This window comes from Parafannyhessea umbonata (genome assembly GCF_900105025.1).
GTDB lineage: Bacteria > Actinomycetota > Coriobacteriia > Coriobacteriales > Atopobiaceae > Parafannyhessea > Parafannyhessea umbonata.
In genome coordinates this window covers 1,474,419-1,491,985 of the sequence record NZ_LT629759.1, presented here as the reverse complement: position 1 = coordinate 1,491,985, position 17,567 = coordinate 1,474,419, and the positions used below count along the sequence as shown (strand labels likewise).

General features: G+C 69.0%; 15 protein-coding genes. 13 read left to right on the top strand and 2 right to left on the bottom strand.

Features of this window, described 5'->3' with window-relative positions:
- The first annotated feature begins 106 nt into the window (after positions 1-106).
- From BLT96_RS06720 to istB, 10 genes are all read left to right on the top strand, one after another.
- The gene (locus BLT96_RS06720; protein WP_090864266.1) at positions 107-1,192 is read left to right on the top strand and encodes a Gfo/Idh/MocA family protein; all 1,086 of its coding nucleotides are present in this window, start codon (positions 107-109) and stop codon (positions 1,190-1,192) included.
- A gap of 179 nt (positions 1,193-1,371) precedes the next feature.
- Entirely contained in the window at positions 1,372-2,388 is a 1,017-nt protein-coding gene (gene nadA / locus BLT96_RS06715) for a quinolinate synthase NadA (protein WP_197674333.1), read from the top strand.
- Between the two features lie 20 nt (positions 2,389-2,408).
- Positions 2,409-3,632 carry an L-aspartate oxidase gene (locus tag BLT96_RS06710; protein WP_245719241.1) on the top strand — a complete coding sequence of 408 codons (1,224 nt, stop codon included), beginning with the start codon at positions 2,409-2,411 and terminating at the stop codon, positions 3,630-3,632.
- On the top strand, positions 3,614-4,471 hold the full coding sequence (gene nadC, locus BLT96_RS06705; protein WP_090862841.1) for a carboxylating nicotinate-nucleotide diphosphorylase: 858 nt from the start codon (positions 3,614-3,616) through the stop codon (positions 4,469-4,471). Before BLT96_RS06710 ends, nadC begins: the two co-directional genes overlap by 19 nt.
- Before the next feature lie 2 nt (positions 4,472-4,473).
- Positions 4,474-5,010, top strand: coding sequence for a transcription repressor NadR (locus tag BLT96_RS06700; protein ID WP_090847339.1), 537 nt, complete (start codon positions 4,474-4,476; stop codon positions 5,008-5,010).
- Between the two features lie 203 nt (positions 5,011-5,213).
- Positions 5,214-6,527 (top strand): histidine--tRNA ligase, encoded by a 1,314-nt coding sequence (gene hisS / locus BLT96_RS06695; protein WP_090862838.1) that lies wholly within the window; start codon positions 5,214-5,216, stop codon positions 6,525-6,527.
- Between the two features lie 343 nt (positions 6,528-6,870).
- Complete coding sequence (locus BLT96_RS06690) at positions 6,871-7,776, top strand: zinc ribbon domain-containing protein (RefSeq protein ID WP_090862834.1); 906 nt, start codon at positions 6,871-6,873, stop codon at positions 7,774-7,776.
- A gap of 92 nt (positions 7,777-7,868) precedes the next feature.
- Positions 7,869-8,651 (top strand): zinc-ribbon domain-containing protein, encoded by a 783-nt coding sequence (locus BLT96_RS06685; RefSeq protein ID WP_090864263.1) that lies wholly within the window; start codon positions 7,869-7,871, stop codon positions 8,649-8,651.
- Positions 8,652-9,098: 447 nt separating this feature from the next.
- Positions 9,099-10,562, top strand: coding sequence for an IS21 family transposase (istA, locus tag BLT96_RS06680; RefSeq protein ID WP_090862490.1), 1,464 nt, complete (start codon positions 9,099-9,101; stop codon positions 10,560-10,562).
- Positions 10,552-11,310: an IS21-like element helper ATPase IstB gene (gene istB / locus BLT96_RS06675; RefSeq protein ID WP_090862493.1), complete on the top strand. Its 759-nt coding sequence runs from the start codon at positions 10,552-10,554 to the stop codon at positions 11,308-11,310. Before istA ends, istB begins: the two co-directional genes overlap by 11 nt.
- Before the next feature lie 180 nt (positions 11,311-11,490).
- Here istB and BLT96_RS06670 read toward each other — a convergent pair whose 3' ends face one another.
- The gene (locus BLT96_RS06670) at positions 11,491-12,576 is read right to left on the bottom strand and encodes an IS110 family RNA-guided transposase (RefSeq protein ID WP_090861223.1); all 1,086 of its coding nucleotides are present in this window, start codon (positions 12,574-12,576) and stop codon (positions 11,491-11,493) included.
- A 220-nt stretch (positions 12,577-12,796) separates the two neighbouring features.
- Here BLT96_RS06670 and BLT96_RS06665 point away from each other — a divergent pair, with 220 nt between their 5' ends.
- Positions 12,797-13,774, top strand: a complete 978-nt coding sequence (locus tag BLT96_RS06665; protein ID WP_090862831.1) for an IS481 family transposase — start codon at positions 12,797-12,799, stop codon at positions 13,772-13,774.
- Positions 13,775-13,936: 162 nt separating this feature from the next.
- Here BLT96_RS06665 and BLT96_RS06660 read toward each other — a convergent pair whose 3' ends face one another.
- Positions 13,937-15,316 carry a Na+/H+ antiporter NhaC family protein gene (locus BLT96_RS06660; protein ID WP_090862828.1) on the bottom strand — a complete coding sequence of 460 codons (1,380 nt, stop codon included), beginning with the start codon at positions 15,314-15,316 and terminating at the stop codon, positions 13,937-13,939.
- Between the two features lie 182 nt (positions 15,317-15,498).
- Here BLT96_RS06660 and BLT96_RS06655 point away from each other — a divergent pair, with 182 nt between their 5' ends.
- Positions 15,499-16,452: a LysR family transcriptional regulator gene (locus BLT96_RS06655; protein ID WP_090862825.1), complete on the top strand. Its 954-nt coding sequence runs from the start codon at positions 15,499-15,501 to the stop codon at positions 16,450-16,452.
- Positions 16,449-17,504, top strand: coding sequence for an RluA family pseudouridine synthase (locus tag BLT96_RS10790; protein WP_245719240.1), 1,056 nt, complete (start codon positions 16,449-16,451; stop codon positions 17,502-17,504). Before BLT96_RS06655 ends, BLT96_RS10790 begins: the two co-directional genes overlap by 4 nt.
- Positions 17,505-17,567: the final 63 nt, after the last annotated feature.

Below are 17,567 nucleotides of genomic sequence, written 5' to 3'. Positions count from 1 at the left end.
GTGTGTGGACGCTCCCTTTCCGGACGACGTGTCTGGGAAGGGGGCGTCCTTTCTCGTCTAGAATCGATGTAGTCTGACAGGGCGTCCGAAGGGGGTTCGCGTGAGCATGGCACAAAGACCACTCGATTCCGCGCAGGCGGCGGTGGCGGCGTTTGCCGAGGTTGAGGGCAGGGAGTTTCCGAGCGACGTCTTCGAGGCGCCGAAGCTGCGCTGGGCGGTGATCGGCTGCGGCGTGATCGCGAACCAGATGGCCCAGTCCTTGGCGCTTGCGGGGCGGCGCCTGCACGGCGTGTGCAACCGCACGCAGGCGAAGGCGGAGGCGTTTGCCGAGCGCTACGGGGTGGAGCGCGTGTACGGCTCCCTGGAGGAGCTGTGCGCTGACGACGAGGTGGACGCGGTGTACGTGACGACGCCGCACAACACGCACATCCGCTACCTGCGCGCGACGCTTGCGGCCGGGAAGCACGTGCTGTGCGAGAAGTCCATCACCCTGAACTCCGAGGAGCTTGCGGAGGCGCGCGCCATCGCGGACGAGCACCACGTCGTCCTGATGGACGCCACGACGATCCTGCACATGCCCCTATACAGGGAGCTGCTGCGCCGCCAGGCGGCAGGGGAGTTTGGCGCGCTGAATCTGGCGCAGGTGAACTTTGGCTCGTACAAGGAGTACGGCGACCTCACGAACCGCTTCTATAACCCGAACCTCGCTGGTGGCGCCATGCTCGACATCGGCGTGTACGCCATCACGTTCGCGCGCCAGTTCATGCAGAGCCAGCCGCAGGAGGTGCTCTCGCTCGCGAACCTCGCGTCGACCGGGGTGGACCAGACCTCGGGCATCGTGATGAGGAACCCGGACGGCCAAATCGCCACCTTCACGCTGAGCCTCCACTCCAAGCAGCCAAAGCGTGGCATCCTCTCGTTCGACAGGTGCTACGTCGAGGTGACCGACTACCCGCGCGCCGACGAGGCGAGGATAGTGTGGACCGAGGACGGGCGCGTCGAGGAGGTCCGCTGCGGTGTCGAGGGCTATGCGCTCGACTACGAGATCGCGGACCTCGAGCGCGCTGTCGCAGGTGACGAGCGGGCCGCCGGCCTGATCGACTATGCCTCAGACGTGATGGACCTGATGACCGGTCTGCGCCGCGAGTGGGGCGTGACCTATCCGGAGGAAAGGGACGAGGGCCTGGCATAATGCCTGCTTGTGGATGCCGTTTTGACGCCTTGGCACCCTAGGTGCCATCTGTGCGGGCCATCTGTGCGGCATAAGGAGTTTTCAGCTGACAAGTCACATGACTTGTCAGCTGTCTTGTCAGGTGGCATACTGCGGACCCAGTGCGCGCCAGAGGGGCGCGCCCGTGGGAGGGCAGTGCTGTGGAAGACTACGTAAGGACGCCGGTGGAGGAGGAGAGCCTCCGCGAGGCGACGCGACGCTTCAGGAGCGGTCGGGGATCGGACCTCTCCGCGGAGGAGCTCGCGCGCATCGAGCGCCGCGTACAGGAGCTGAAGCGCGAGCGCAGGGCCGTGGTGCTGGCGCACTACTACGTGCCGGCTGAGACCCAGGCGCTCGCGGACTACGTGGGCGACTCGTTCTACCTGGCACGCCTTGCCAAGACGCTCGACTGCGACACCATCGTGCTCGCAGGGGTGTCGTTCATGGCGGAGAGCGTGAAGCTCCTGAACCCGGCACGCCGCGTGCTGAACCCGGAGCCGCGCGCCCTGTGTCCCATGGCGTACATGGTGCGTCGCGAGGATGTGGAGAAGGTCCGCGCACGGTACGCCGGCGACGTGGCCGTGGCGTGCTACATCAACTCGACCGCAGAGATAAAGACGTGGTCGGACGTGTGCGTGACGTCCTCGAACGCCGTGAAGGTGATATCACAGCTGCCCGAGCGCAACGTGCTGTTTATTCCGGACATGAACCTCGGCCGCTACGTGGCAGAGCAGTTGCCCCAGAAGAACGTGATCCTGAACCGCGGCTACTGCCCCACGCACCAGCGCATCATCCCACAGGAGGTGGAGCGCCTGGAGCTTGAGCACCCCGAGGCGGAGGTCTGTGCGCACCCGGAGTGCTCCGAGGAGGTGCTGCGCGAGGCGGACTACATAGGCTCGACGAAGCAGATCATCGAGCACATCGCCCAAAGCGACGCGCACGAGTTCATCGTGCTGACGGTGGTGGGCGTCGCGGCCGAGATCGGCCCCCTCACGGCCGGCCAGGGCAAGCGCGTCTACTTCCCGGCGACGCCGCCCATCTGCCCGAACATGGCGATGGTGGGGCCGGAGAAGGTCCTCGCCGCGCTCGAGGGCAACCTCGGCGAGGTGTCGCTTCCGGACAACGCGGAGAGGGCCATGGCCCCGCTCGAGCGCATGCTCGAGCTGGCGGCACGATGAGCGCGCGGGAGGGGGCTGTCGTGACGAGCGAGGGAAGGGACGCGGCGCAGGGCGAGCGTGACATAAGCTTTGACGTGTGCATCGTGGGCTGCGGCGTGGCCGGGCTGTACGCGGCGCTGAACCTGCCGCGCCACCTGCGCATCGCGATGCTCAGCAAACAGGACGTGGCAAGCTGCGACTCCATGCTCGCGCAGGGCGGCATCTGCGTGATGCGCGACCACGACGACTACGACTACTGGTTCGACGACACCATGCGCGCCGGCCACAACGAATGCCGCCCCGAGAGCGTGGACACCATGATCTGGTCGAGCCGCGAGATCATAAACGACCTCATCCGCATGGGCGTGGAGTTTGACCGCACGCCCGCGGGCGACCTGGACTACACGCGCGAGGGCGCGCACAGCAGAAACCGCATCGTGCACCACGCGGACGTCACTGGCAGGGAGATCACCACCAAGCTGCTGGCGCGCGTGCGCGAGCTGCGCAACGTGCGCATCATGGAGTACACCACCATGGACGACCTCCTGGTGAAGGACGGCGCCTGCGTGGGCGTGCACGCGCGGGACGCCAGGGGAGAAGGACTTGCCATCCGGGCCCGCGACACGGTGCTGGCCACGGGCGGGGTCGGCGGCCTGTACGAGCACTCCACGAACTACCCCTGCCTCACGGGCGACGGCTGCCGCGTGTGCCAGGAGCACGGCGTGGCGCTCGAGCACATGGACTACGTGCAGATACATCCCACCACGCTCTTCTCGACCAAGCCTGGTCGCTCCTTCCTGATATCGGAGGCATGCCGCGGCGAGGGGGCGGTGCTCCTGGACGCGCACGGCGAGCGCTTCACGGACGAGCTCCAGCCGCGCGACGTGGTGTCTGCCGCCATCAGGCGCCAGATGCAGAAGGACGGCACCAGGCACGTGTGGCTCTCGTTCGCGAACGTGCCGGAAGAGGTGTGTCGCGAGCACTTCTCGCACATTTACCAGCACTGCCTTGAGGAGGGCTACGATATCACGCGGGAGCCGATCCCCGTGGTGCCCGCGCAGCACTACCTGATGGGCGGCATCCACGTTGACCAGGACTCCCGCACGCAGATGGAGCACCTGTACGCCGCGGGCGAGACGAGCTGCAACGGCGTGCACGGCAAGAACAGGTTGGCCAGCAACTCGCTGCTCGAGAGCCTGGTCTTCTCGCGCCTGGCGGCGCGGGACATCGTGAGGAGGAGGCACGGATGGATCCCGTCAGCCTGAGGCTCCAGGCGGAGCCGCTCATACTGCAGGCCCTGCGCGAGGACGTCACCAGCGAGGACGTCACGACGGCATCGGTCATTGGCCCCGAGGCCGTGGGCCGCGTGCAGCTGATCGCGAAGCAGGACGGCGTCATCTGCGGGCTCGACGTGTTTGCGCGGACGTTCGAGCTGCTGGACGCGACCACCACGACGGAGCTTTCCGTATCGGAGGGAGACGACGTGCGCGAGGGGCAGGTGCTGGGAAGCGTGCACGCCCACGTGCGCGCGCTGCTCTCGGGCGAGAGGGTCGCGCTGAACTACCTGCAGCGCATGAGCGGCATCGCGACGATGACCCGCTCGATGGCCGCGCTGTTTGCCGGGACGCGCACGCGGCTTGTGGACACGCGCAAGACCTGCCCGAACATGCGCGTTTTCGAGAAGGAGGCCGTGCGTGTGGGCGGGGGAGGCAACCACCGCTACAACCTGTCGGACGGCGTGCTGCTTAAGGACAACCACATAGACGCGGCCGGCGGCGTGCGCGAGGCCATCGAGGCCGCCCGCAGGCACGCGCCGTTCGTGCGCAAGGTCGAGGTCGAGGTCGAGACCCTGGACATGGTGCGCGAGGCCGTGGACGCGGGTGCGGACATCATCATGCTCGACAACATGGACCACGAGCTCATGCGTGAGGCCATGGGCATCATTGCGGGGCGGGCCGAGGTGGAGGTGTCCGGCAACGTGGACGCCGAAAAGGCCGCGACCCTGGTGGACCTGGGCGTTGACTACGTGTCGTCCGGCGCGCTTACGCATTCCGCCCCGATACTGGACCTGTCGCTGAAGCACCTTACGGTGGAGGGCAGGTAGTTATGGGCGGCGGGGAGCGTCGCGCGCGCATAGTGGAGCTCTTGGAGAAGGCGCCGACCCCGGTATCTGGCGGCGCCCTTGCGCGCGAGCTGGGCGTGAGCAGACAGGTGATCGTGCAGGACGTGGCGCTGCTGCGCGCGGACGGGCATGGCGTCGCATCCACGAACCGCGGCTACGTGCTGGTGCGCGACAGGCGCCCGCGCCGTCTGTTCAAGCTGCACCACGGTCCGGGCGAGGTGGCCGACGAGCTCTACCTGATCGTGGACATGGGTGGCACGGTGGAGGACACCATGGTGAACCACCGCACCTACGGGCAGATGTCCGCGGCGCTGGGACTGTCGAGCCGACGCGACGTGGAGCGCTTTCTGGCGGAGCTGAAGGACAGCAGGTCGTCCCTCCTGAGCGGGACGACGAGCGGCTACCACTTCCACCACGTGGTCGCCGACAGCGAGGAGGACCTGGACGCGATAGGGGAGGCGCTCGCCGAGCGCGGCTGGCTGGTGCCGATGAGCGACTACGAGCGCGAGACCCTGCGATAGGGACGGTGCTTGCGGGCCGCGGACGCGCCCCCCGCCCCAATATGCGGCGTCGTTGTGCGGAGAGTTAAGGTTGGGCGTCGGACTCCGCCGGCAGGGGCCAGAGGCGTATACTGCCTACCTGTTGGACGTGGAAGGCGTCGTGCGTCGTACGGCGTTTGTGGCCACGGCCATGGTCGCGCTGAAGGCGCGGAAGGAGGCCAGACATGGCTCAAAAGATCCAGGGTACCGAGGACCTGTACGGCGGGTACATGCGTGCGTGGCAGCACATGCAGGACGTCGCGCGCGAGCTCTTTGGCGCGTACGGGTTCGACATGATAGAGACCCCCGCCATCGAGCAGGTTGACACGTTCGTGCACGGCATCGGCGAGTCGACGGACGTCGTCCGCAAGGAGATGTTCCGCGTGTTCTCCGGCGCGCTCATGGAGCGCCTGCTGGACGCCGGCACGGAGAGCGGCCTGAAGGCGAAGCAGCGCATGGCGATGCGCCCGGAGGGAACGGCCGGCGTCGTGCGCGCCGCGGTCGAGAACAACTTCGTCCCGCAGGGCGGTGCCCCCGTCAAGCTGTGGTATGGCGAGGCGATGTTCCGCGGCGAGCGCCCGCAGAAGGGGCGCCTGCGCCAGTTCCACCAGGTGGGGGTCGAGTGGCTCGGCGCCCCGGACCCCGCGGCGGATGCCGAGTGCATCATCATGCTGATGGAGTTCTACAAGCGCATGGGCTTCGACCCCAAGCAGCTCACGCTCCGCATCAACTCGATGGGCGACGCCGCGTGCCGTCCCGCCTACCGCCAGAAGGTCCGCGACTTCATCCTCGACCACAAGGACGAGATGTGCGAGGACTGCCTGGAGCGCGCCGAGATCAACCCTCTGCGCAGCTTTGACTGCAAGAACGACCACTGCCGTGAGGTCATGGCGGACGCCCCTCTCGCGAAGGACAACCTGTGCGACGACTGCGCCGCGCACTACGCCAAGGTCAAGCAGTACCTGGACGAGGCCGGCATCGACTACGTCGAGGACCCCACGCTCGTTCGCGGGCTCGACTACTACACGCGCACCGTGTTCGAGGTCGAGTGCCAGGGCGCGGGCGTCGGCGCCATCGGTGGCGGCGGCCGCTACGACGGCCTGATGGAGCTCGAGGGCGGCAAGCCCACGCCGGGCATCGGCTTTGCCGTCGGCTTCGAGCGCATGTACCTGGCGCTCCAGACCCTCGGCGTAAACGTGGACGGCGACGAGCCCGCGTGCGTGTACGTCGCGTGCACCGGCGCCGACGAGCGCGACGCCGTCTTCCGCGCCACGCTCGCGCTTCGCCAGGCGGGCGTCCGCACCGAGGCGGACTACCAGGGCCGCTCGCTCAAGAGCCAGTTCAAGCAGGCGGACAAGCACAACGCGCGCCTGTGCGTCGTGCTCGGCTCCGACGAGGTCGCGGCCGGCGTGGCCACGCTTCGCGACATGTCCACGCACGAGCAGGTGCAGGTGCCCATGGCGGACCTCGCCAGCGAGGTGAAGTCCCGCCTGGCATAGCCGAAGGCGCCCGCGACACCACCGCCCCACTACATCACTACCTGACAGATGCCACATCTGTCAGGTAGTGATGCCTTTTTGGGCAAGAAAGAGGCCTTTCTGCCCTCGTGGCCCATCACAAACTGACAGAATCGCGTTCTGTCGGTTTGTGATGTCTCCCGCGCCCGCGTGGATCTCGTCCGAGTGCCCTCGCATCGCAAGGCATGTGCTAGGTTGGAACGATCCGCCGTCGGTTGGTTACGGATGCATTAGATGAGCCCGTCCGACGACGTTCGGTCGGGTCGGCGTGGTAGCATTTGCCCACGCGCAACCGCGATAAGGGTACCGGAAGATTGGACGAAAGATGGCGACTCGCTTCTGCACAAGCTGTGGAGCACCTATTCAGCCCGGCAAGAAGTTCTGCGCAAGGTGCGGCGCCCCGGTCGCAGACGCATCGTCCGCGCCAGACGCCACGATCGCGCAAGCCACTGCACCAGCGGGCGTCCCGACGTCGCAGGCCAAACGGAAGCTTGGCACGGGAACCATCGTTGCCATCGTGGCGGCGGCCCTTCTCGCCCTTGCGCTCGTGTTCCTGATCGCGTGGAGCGCAAGTGGCAACGCTCTGCCGTGGCAGGCACGCGACGGGCAGGCCCAGGGGGTCGCGGGCGAGAAGAGCGAGGCTGCCAAGGGCAAGGCAGACCGGAAGAAGGCGGCCGAGGCCAAGAGGAAGGCCGAGGAGGCGAAGGCCAAGGCGGAGGAGAAGGCCGAGGAGGAGGCCGAGCGCAAGGCCGAGGCGGCGGCCCAGGCGCAGCGCGATGCCGAGAAGAGTGCGACGGACGCGCAGTTCAAGGCTCAGATTCTGCCGTACTACAACAGGCTGGGCGACTACGACTCCCGCATCGCGAGCTGCGCGACCACGTTCAACACCATCTACCTGAGCACCGACTTCAGCAAGCGCTACGCCGCGGCGCAGGAGTGCTACGCCCTGGAGCAGAGCATCCAGAGCGACGCGACCTCGTTCTCGAGCATCCAGGTTCCCGAGGGCAGCTCGTACGCCACGCAGCACGCCGCGGTCATGCGCTGCCTCAACGACCTGCAGTCACGCATTGCGTGCATATCGAACGCGTGGACGACCGACCTCGTCTACGAGGACCCCGCCCCGTACAAGGAAGAGATCCTGAGGCCGATCGCCGACGGCAAGGACCCCAACACGGGCAAGGTGATCGCGCTGCAGGACTACCAGGAGGTCTATCCGACCATCAAGTTCTAGGTTTTGTTCCAGGGCCTTCCGCGGGACGGGCGAGAAGAACGGCTTCCGCCACCCCCGCGTCAGACTGACCGCACCAACGAAAGGAATCGCACATGTTTGGAATCAACTCGTACGGCTACGGGGGCTACGGCTACAACAGCAACCCCTTGGGGCAGCTCTTTGGCTTCGGCGCAGCAGAGGGCGTGCTCATACTCGTCGCGTTCATCGCGGCCATCGTACTCACGGTCATGGGCTACAAGCGCTTCATCTCCGATAAGAACGAGCTCCACCTGAGCTTCAAGGACAAAAAGAGCTGGGGTCCGTTCCTGCGCTTCGACATCCTGCTCATCGACAAGATCCTGAAGGCGCTCTACATCTTTAACGCCCTGTTCATCCTGTTTGCCTGCGCATCGGTTGCCCTGAGCTCCCTCAGCTTTGGCTTCGGCGCGTTTTTGGGCTCTCTTGTGGGCATGGCCCTGCTGTGCATCGTGCTCGAGATCCTGCTCCGCGTGGGCTACGAGTTCGCGATACTGAACGTCATGATCGCGCGCAACACCTCGGATATCAGGCGCAAGCTCTTTAGCGACGCGTCCTCCGCGCCCGCGACGCCCGCTCCGGCACCGACTCCCTCGCCCGCGCCGGTTGCCCCCGTCGCTCCGGCTCCCGCACCCGAGGCGCCCGTCGCTTCCGCACCCGAGCCTGTGCCGACGCCCGAGCCCGACGCCTTCGAGACCGCGCCCACGACGGTGCTCGACCGCTCCAACCAGGCTCCCGCGGACCCCGCTCCCGTGGCTCCCACGGAGGTCGCACCCAAGACGTCGTTCTGCCCCAACTGCGGCGCCCCCGTCGAGCCGGGCGACCACTTCTGCGGCGAGTGCGGCCACAAGCTCGACTGATATGTAGATAGACTTGTCAAGTGGCAAAGGTGGGCCAGCCTCCGACTTCTCGGGGACCGGCCCACCTTTTTCTATGGCCACCTCCCGCGCGACGGCGCCCAGGGCGTGTCTGGTTCGACGCACGACTGCAAGTCTGATATCCGCGTGTTGGCTAACGCATTCCGACGCTTCGGCTGGGGAGCTCCGCTGGTCTAGGGTCGCGCGTGGCGAGGCCCGGCCTCGCTGCGCATAGTCGAATCGCGGGGTGCCCCACGCGCCTCGGTGTTGATTTTCAATAGGAACTGCGCGGATGTCGCACGGGGACCTGACCACCGTACGCATCGGGAATTGAGCAGTATTCGCATGGGGGCCGTGCCCGGGCCGCGCAAGGGGCACGGCCCCCGCTATGTTTCCTCCGGGCGGGATTGATGATGAGTCGGACGAGGCCCGCCCGGAGAGGAAGGAAGGATGACCGTGCCCCTTGACACAAGACAGGCTATCAGGGAACTGGACGCCGGTGGTGCGTCCAGGTCGCAGATAGCGCGCGAGCTCCATGTGAGCCGCAACACCGTCCGCAAGTACGCGGACATGGAGGACATGTCGCCGGCCGCGCCCGTGAGCGCGAGGCCGCACCCCGCGATCGACGCCGACGCCGCGTGGGTGGACTCCGTCCTGGAGGCCGACCTCGGCGCGCCCAGGAAGCAGCGCCACACGGCGAAGAGGATCTACGACAGGCTGGTGGAGGAGCGCGGCTACGCGGGCTCCTACTCGACCGTGTGCCGATACGTGGGCGAGTGGAGGCGCGGGCACTCGCGCTCCCCGCGCGAGGGCTACCTCGAGCTCGCCTGGGAGCCCGGCACCGCGCAGGTCGACTACGGGTCGTTCCGCGCGGTCGTCGCGGGCGTCCCGCGCACCCTCAGGCTCCTCGTCGTGACGCTGCCCCACTCGAACGCCCGCTTCTGCGTGGCAATGGAGCTCGAGAGGTCCGAGTGCCTCTGCTGGGGCCTGCGCCTCGTCTTCGAGTGGGCCGGGCGGGCCCCGCGCGTCCTCGTGCTCGACAACGCCACGGAGGCCGGGCGCATGCTCCGCGGCATCGTCACCGAGTCCGAGCTGTTCTCGCACTTCAGGGCCCACTACCGCTGCGAGGTCCGCTTCTGCAACCCGCACTCCGGCAACGAGAAGGGCTCCGTCGAGAACGCCGTGGGGTTCCTCCGCCGGAACCTGCTCGTCCCCGTGCCCGAGGCCGCCTCGGTCGACGAGCTCAACGAGGGGCTCAGGGCCGGCTGCGAGCGGATCAACGCCGGCGCGAGGAACAGGGCCGGGGCGCCCACGCCGGAGGCGCTCCGCGAGGACCTCGCCGGGATGCTGGCCCTGCCGGGCGCGCCCTTCGACGCGGTCAGGTGGACGCACGCGCGCGCCGACAAGCGCGGCTACGTGCGCGTGGACGGCAACCTCTACTGCGTCGGGCCCGCCTGGCACGACCGCGAGCTCGTGGTGGGCGTGCGCGCCAGGTCGGTCGAGGTCCTCGCCGACCGGGGCAGGCGCGTCGCCACGCTCGCGCGCAGCTTCGGTGAGGGCGAGACCGTGAGGAACCCGGCGTCGCTGATCCCGGCGCTGGTGGCGAGGCCGAGGGCCTTCGGGGAGTCGACCATCAGGCGCGACATGCCCGGGGCGCTCGTGGGAGAGCTCGACCGCTGCGACAAGGCCGGGAGGAGGAAGGCCCTCAGGGCGATAGGGAGGGCGTCCGAGCACTCCGGCTTCGGCGCCGCCTGCGAGGCGGCCGCGAGGATCTTCGCGGGCGGCAGGGTCCCGGACGACGCGTCCTGCGACGCGCTCGCGAGGCGCGTGGCCGCGGGCGGCCCCGAGCCGGGGCAGGCCGACCTCGCCGTCTACGACGGCTTCCTCGGGGAGGCGGCGCGGGATGCAGAGTAGCGCGAGCGTGGCGGACGCGGTCGTGGAGGCCGGCAAGAGGTGCTCGCTCACGAAGTCCGTGCTCGCGGAGTGGGCCAGGAGGGGCACGCCCAGGCAGGTCGAGTACCTCCTCGGCTACCTCGAGGCCGAGGGCGCGAGCAGGGACGCCTCGAAGAGGGCGCAGCTCCTGAGGAGGTGCGCCCTGCCGCAGGCCAAGACCTTCGAGGGCTACGACTGGTCGTGCGTGTCCTGGCCGGACGGCTTCGGCAGGGACGACCTGCTCTCGCTGTCGTTCCTGGGCGGCCGCGAGGACCTCGTGCTCATGGGCGACGTCGGCACGGGCAAGACCCACATGGCCGAGGCGCTCTGCGTGCTGGCGTGCCAGTCGGCGCGGCCCGCGCGCTTCTTCACCGCCTCCTCGCTCGTCGGCAGGCTGCGCCGGGCCCGCGACGAGGGCAGGCTCGACCGCGAGCTCGCCCAGGTCGGCCGTGCCGAGCTGCTGGTCGTCGACGAGCTCGGGTTCCTCCCGCTCGACGTCGACGGGGCCAGGCTGCTCTTCCAGGTGGTCTCGCAGGCCTACGAGACGCAGTCCGTCGTCTTCACGACCAACCTGGAGTTCTCGAGGTGGGGGTCCGTCTTCGGCGACGACCAGATGGCCGCGGCCGTGATCGACCGCGTCGTCCACCACGGCAGGCTCCTCCAGTTCAGGGGCGAGTCCTACCGCGTGAGGCACGCGCTGATGTCCCCGGACGGGGGCGGCGCGGAGTAGGCGGTCCGGCGGCCGCGCCCGAAGCGGCGGAGGGCGGGCCCCGCGAGAATTGCGCAGGGCCCGCCCAAGTCAAGTGAGAAATCCGCTCAAATCCCGATGCGATATTCGCTCAAGAACTATTGACATAACACACCTCGGCCGCGCCGCGCGTGCGGGAGGGTGGTTTCGCGGCTCGGCGGCTCACCCGCAGAGGGCGAGCGCCCAGCAGAACCCGACGAGCTCGCGGGCGACGGCGACGTTGGTGACGTTGGCGCCCTTCCCCTTCGCCCTTAGGTCGAGGTACCTGCGGTGCAGCCTGCGGTTGGCCCGCGCCGCAATCCCCGCCGCCTCCGCCGGGAGCCCCGCCGACGAGGCCACGTCGGTCTCGGAGGCCGGCGACAGGGGCCTGGCGTGGTGCCAGGCGGCCTCGACGAGGAGCCGCCTGACGTGCGAGTTGCCGGTCTTGGTGATCCCGCCCCTCGAGGTCGTCTCGCCCGACGACGACTCCGACGGCACGAGGCCGACGTAGGACATGAGCGCCCTGGGGCTGGCGAAGCGGGAGAAGTCGCCGATCTCGACGGCGATCCCGAAGGCGGTGACGGTCGAGACGCCGCGCAGGGCGCGGAGCCTGGAGGTGACGCCGGCGAGGTCGTCGGCGCCGGACCTCTCGGCGATGGCCGAGTCGAGGCGGTCGCGGCGCTCCTCGCACTCCCTGACCTGCGCGACGTACTCCTCGAGCACGAGCCGCTCGCACGGGTCGTCGAGCTCGATGGAGCGCAGCCACTCGCGGTGCGCCCTGGTCCACGTGGACCTGCCCTTCGGCCACACGTGGCCCTTCCTGAGCAGGAACTTCGACAGCTGGTGGCGCGCCCTCATCAGCGCCTCGCGCGCGTCCTCGCGGGCGCGGGACAGGTCGCGCGCCGCCTCCATGGCCGGCGTGGGAGGGGCGCACTCGACGAACTCTCCCACGGCCAGCAGCCTCGAGAGGAAAAGGGCGTCCCTCCTGTCGGTCTTGACGCGGTCGCCCGAGGGCCGCACCATCTTCGAGACGGCGCCCACGTGGCAGGGCAGCCCGAGGGCGACGAGCCTCCTCTGCAGGTCGAAGCCCGTGGGGCCGCTCTCGTAGAGGCAGCCCGCGGGCTGCGGCAGCGAGGCCGCCCAGGCGGCGACCGCGTCGGGGTCGTAGCCGAACGTGCGCTGCACGACCTCGCCCGTCTCGAAGACGAACGCCGCGGCGCTGATGGAACGGGCGTGCACGTCAAGGCCGATGCTGGTAGAGTACAACATGGTCGGGACCTCCTGTGAATGTGGTAAGCCGGACTCCTTCAAGACCGAGCCTAACCCACGCTGCCACTCGATGGCCACTGCTTTACAGAGTGAGGTCCCGATCACTCTACATATCGTCTAGCTGTTGTGTGCCAACAGGTTGTTGACACATGACGTGACAAAAGGGGAGGACTCCCCCAAGCTGTGACTTGTCGAAGGTTGCAGCGAGAGGAGCCCCCCCTTGTTCCAGCATTCTAACTCACGGCTCACGCCCCGCGGGCGGCAGAGGCTCGTCGAGCGCGTCCGCGCCGGCGAGAGCGTGTCCGCCGTCGCCCGGGAGGCGGGCGTGAGCAGGCAGACGGCCCACAAGTGGATCGCGAGGGCCGAGGCGGGCGAGCCGCTGTCGGACCGCCGCAGCCGCCCCTCGCGCCTCGCGAGGCTCACGCCCCCCGACGTCGAGGCGAGGGTCGTGGGGGCCCGCCGCGCCCGCCTGCTCGCCCCGCTCGCCCTCGCCGCCGAGACCGGGGTGCCCGCACGCACCTGCGCCAGGATCGTCGCGCGCAACGGCCTGCCGCGCCTGGCCGACGTCGACCGCGTGACCGGCGAGCCCAGGAGGCGCGGCCCCGTGACCCCGCGCCGCTACGAGAGGGAGAGGCCCGGCGAGCTCGTGCACGTGGACGTAAAGAAGGTCGCGAGGGTCCCCGACGGCGGCGGCTGGAGGGCGCGCGGCGCCGACGCCCTGCGCCACGCCGACTCTGGGGCGGGCACCGCCTGCCTGCACGTGGCGGTCGACGACAGGAGCAGGGTGGCCTACGCCGAGCTGCTCGGCGACGAGCGCAAGGAGACCTGCGTCGCGTTCATGGGTCGCGCCCGGGACTTCTACCGCGGCCTCGGCGTCGAGGTCGAGCGCGTGATGACCGACAACGGGCCGGGGTACCGCTCTCGGCTGTTCAACGAGTGGCTCGCGGCGTCCGGCATCGAGCACAGGTACACCAGGCCCTACAGCCCCTGGCAGAACGGGAAAGTGGAGCGAATGAACAGGACGCTCGCGCAGGAGTGGCAGTACGCGCGCGCCTACGCGAGCGAGGGTGAGAGGGCGGCAGCCCTCTCACCCTTCATCGACCGCTACAATTGGGCCAGGCCCCACGGCGCCTGCGGCGGCCTCCCGCCGATGTCACGCATCGTCGGTGTAAACAACGTCATGGCACACAACAACTAGCGCCACCTCTCCCGCGCGGCAGCCATCGCGCGGGACGGCCATCGCGCACAGCGCCCATCGCATAACGACAGACGCCCTGACCAGCATTCGTTGGTCAGGGCGTCTGTCGTATGTGCCGCACATCCGGGGGGGGTGCGGACGCGGGTGCGCGGTTCTTCTCGCCTACGCAGCCCTTGCCAGGCGGCGCGCGTCGTCGCGGCGGTCAAGGCCCAGCAGGCGCGCCGTGTGCGTGTCGCTGAAGCCGGCGTGGGAGTGCTGGTACATGGAGATCGCGAGCGTCCACAGGGGGATGAGGACGCTGAGGCAGTTCCAGAGGATGCTCGTCATGGGCATGCCCACAAACGCGACGATGCCGACGCACGAGGTGGACCAGGGGATGACGGACGGGATGACGGCGGCGCTGTTCTCGAGGTCGAGCGCGAGGGCGGACCCGTCGCGCTCCGTGCCCTCGCATAGCTGGCACGTGAGCATGAGGGCCACGACCTGGTCGCACGCGATGACGCACGTGGCGATGCTCGTGAGCAGCACGCTCACGAACGGGGTGGAGTGGCGCGCGACCTTGTCGACGTAGTCGCGCAGGCCCAGGAGCAGGCCGGTCTCGCGGAAGATGCCGGAGTACGTGGACGCCACGCCCACGACGAGCGCGATGTGGAGCATAGAGACGATGCCGCCGCCGTTGACCATGCGCGCGATGGCCATGTTCTTGCACTTGTAGCCAAACGCGAGGATGGCCGGCAGCTCCGCGACGCTCACGTGCTGCACGAAGACGCAGACGAGAAGTGCGGCCACTAGGCTCGCGACCATGGTCCTCTTGACGCTCACCTTCAGGAGCGACAGCACGAGGATGAGGACGGTGGGCACGATCACGATCCAGCCGAGGTCGAACGAGGACGCGAACGAGCCGGCGAACGACGGCCTCACGGCGCTGCCGGAGCTGGTCATGCCCGCGATGCCATAGACGACGCAGCACAGCGCAAACGGCACGACGCCCGTGCGGACCATGCGGCGCACGTTGTCGAACACCTGCGTCTTGGTGATGCTGGCGACGAGCGCGGCGGAGGAGGACATGGGGGAGCAGCGGTCGCCCACGAACGCGCCGGCGAGGATGGCGCCGCCCACCAGCGCGACGTCCGCCTTCATGGCGGTGGCGATCGTCATGCAGATGACGCCGACCGTGGCGGCCGCGGCGTACGAGCTGCCCACGAGCATGGACATGGCGGACGTGAGCAGGAAGCTGAGAAGGACGAGGTTCCTGGGGCTCACGAGCGTTGCGGACCAGCAGGTGATCGCCGGGATGGTGCCCGCGGCGCGCCAGCTTGCGGTGAGGGCGCCGATGAGCACGAAGAGCGTGAGCACGCTCCCGACGGACTTGAGGCCGCTGGCCGCCATGCGCGCCACCTCGCGTGCGGAGAAGCCGCGCCACAGGCCGTAGCTCGCAAACAGCAGCATGCCAAACACCAGCAGGGGCAGAAGCGGCGCCCCCAGCACGATGCCCGCCAGAAGCACCAGCGCAAACGTAAGAAGAATGCCCGCCTCGACCATGTTGCCGCTCCCCGCAGCCCAAGGCGCGCCGGTCCGCCGGCGCGCGCCACCCTGTATGCGGCACTTAGGTTAGGGGGGTCACACGCGTAAGTCCAACTGTTATTATCGATATGCGATACAAGATCAACTTGTGATGCGGCCCGCGCGTGCGCGAGGCCACGGGGCGGGGGAGGGCGAGGCCCATGAACTTCTCGACCATGGACTACTTCGTGGCGCTTGCGGAGGAGAAGAGCTTCACCAAGGCGGCCGAGCGGCTGTCCGTGACGCAGCAGACGCTGTCCGCGCACATCGCGGGCGTGGAGGCGGAGCTGGGCGTCAGGCTGGTGAACCGCAAGGTGCCGCTGACGCTGACGTACGCCGGCGACGTGTTTCTGGGCTACGCGCGGCGCTTCCAGGCGCTGCGGCGCACGATGGGGCAGGAGTTTCTGGACATCTCGCGCGACGAGCGCGGCCTTCTGGGCGTGGGCGTGGCCAGCACGCGCGGCCACATGCTGATGCCCGCCACGATCGCGCGCTTCCAGCGCGAGCACCCCGGCATCAACGTGCTGCTGCACGAGTCGGAAAACCAGGAGCTGGTGAGCCTTCTGAAGGAGGGGCGCGTGGACCTTGCCGTCGCGACGGTGCCGGACGACGAGCCCGGCCTGGTGGTGCGCAGGCTGTGTCGCGAGAAGATCGTGATGCTCGTGGCGGAGGGCCTCTTGCGGGACGTGTGCGACGACGTGGACGAGGCCGTGCGCGAGGCGGCGCGCGGCAACCTGGCGCCGCTTGCGCGCTGCCCGTTCATGATGCTGGGCAAGGCGGACGAGCCGGGGGCGCTCTCGCGCCGGCTGCTTGAGCGATCCGGCGTGCGTCCGTGGGTGCGCGTGTACTCCAAGAACTCCGAGACGCTGATAGACCTGGCGGCGCGCGGCATGGGCGCCTGCTTTGTGCCGCGCGCGCTTGCGATGCGCGCCATGGGCGACCACCCGGACGCGCGCCTGCGCGCCGTGGGCCTGGGCGAAGAGGCGGCCATCACCATCAGTGCGGCGTGGAGGGACTCCGACCACGTGTGGAGCGTGATCCTGGCGTTCTACGAGCTGCTGGCGACGGAGCTTGCCGGTGGCGAAAGCGCGATGCTCGGACTGGAGGAGGCGTGACGGCGGCTGGCGCGGCCTGCGCGGGTGGCGTGCAGGCCGCGGGCGCGGGAGGCGGGCTCGTGGCCGGCGGGCTTGCGACGTACCTGGACGCGGAGGACGGCGTGGGCGGACGACCGCGGCAGGTGCGCTACCGCGTGGAGGCGTCGTGTACGGCGCAGGGGCTTCTCGCGGCGCTCGTGCGCTCGAAGCCGGTGGTGGCGCGCACGTTCGAGGCGGGTGCGCTTTCGTGCGGGGGCGCGGCGCTCCGGCGACAGGACGCGCTTGCGCCGGGCGTCGTGGTGACGCTGGCGCTGGCGCCGGCGGACGCACCGCATGCGGGTGCCGCCAGCGCCGCGGGCGCGCGCGGGCGAGAAGAGCCTCGCGTCCTGTATCGCGACCCGTTTCTGATGGCGGTTGACAAGCCGGCCGGCATTCTGGTGCACGGGGACGGCACCGGCGCGCGGACGCTGACGGATGACGTGGCCGCGCTGCTTGCGCGCGAGGGGGTTCCTTCCGCGCCGCAGGCCGTGCAGAGGCTGGACGTGGACACCACTGGCGTCGTGCTCTTCTCGCTTGCGCCGGAGTTCCAGCCGGCGCTCGACGCGCTGGTCGCCTCGCACGGCATGCGCAAGCGCTACCTGGCCGTTGTGGAGGGCTCGTTTGACGCGGGCGTGCGCCGGATGGACGCGCCGATTGGGCGCGACAGGCACGACGCGCGGCGCATGCGCGTGAGCGCGGGAGGCAAGCCGGCCCTCACGCTCGTGACGGTGCTCGCGCGGCGCGGCGGGAGGTCGCTTTTGCTGCTTGAGCTGGGAACGGGGCGGCGCCACCAGATTCGCGTTCACCTTGCGCACGCAGGACATCCCATCGTGGGCGACGCGCTGTACGGACGCGCGGCGGGCGGCCGTTCGGGTGGCCGTGCGGCGGGGGCGGGCGGCCTCATGCTCCACGCGGTGTGCGAGGAGCTCACCCACCCCGCGACCGGAGAGGCGCTGCGCCTTGAGGCGGGGTGGCCGGCCCGCTTTGGGAAGTTCTTCTCGCCTTTGGACTATGATGCGGGGGCGCGTTGCTAGATAATGGGTGCGTGGGCCGCGGTGGCCCTCGCGCGGGGCGCGGCGTGCGGTCCGCGGCGGCTT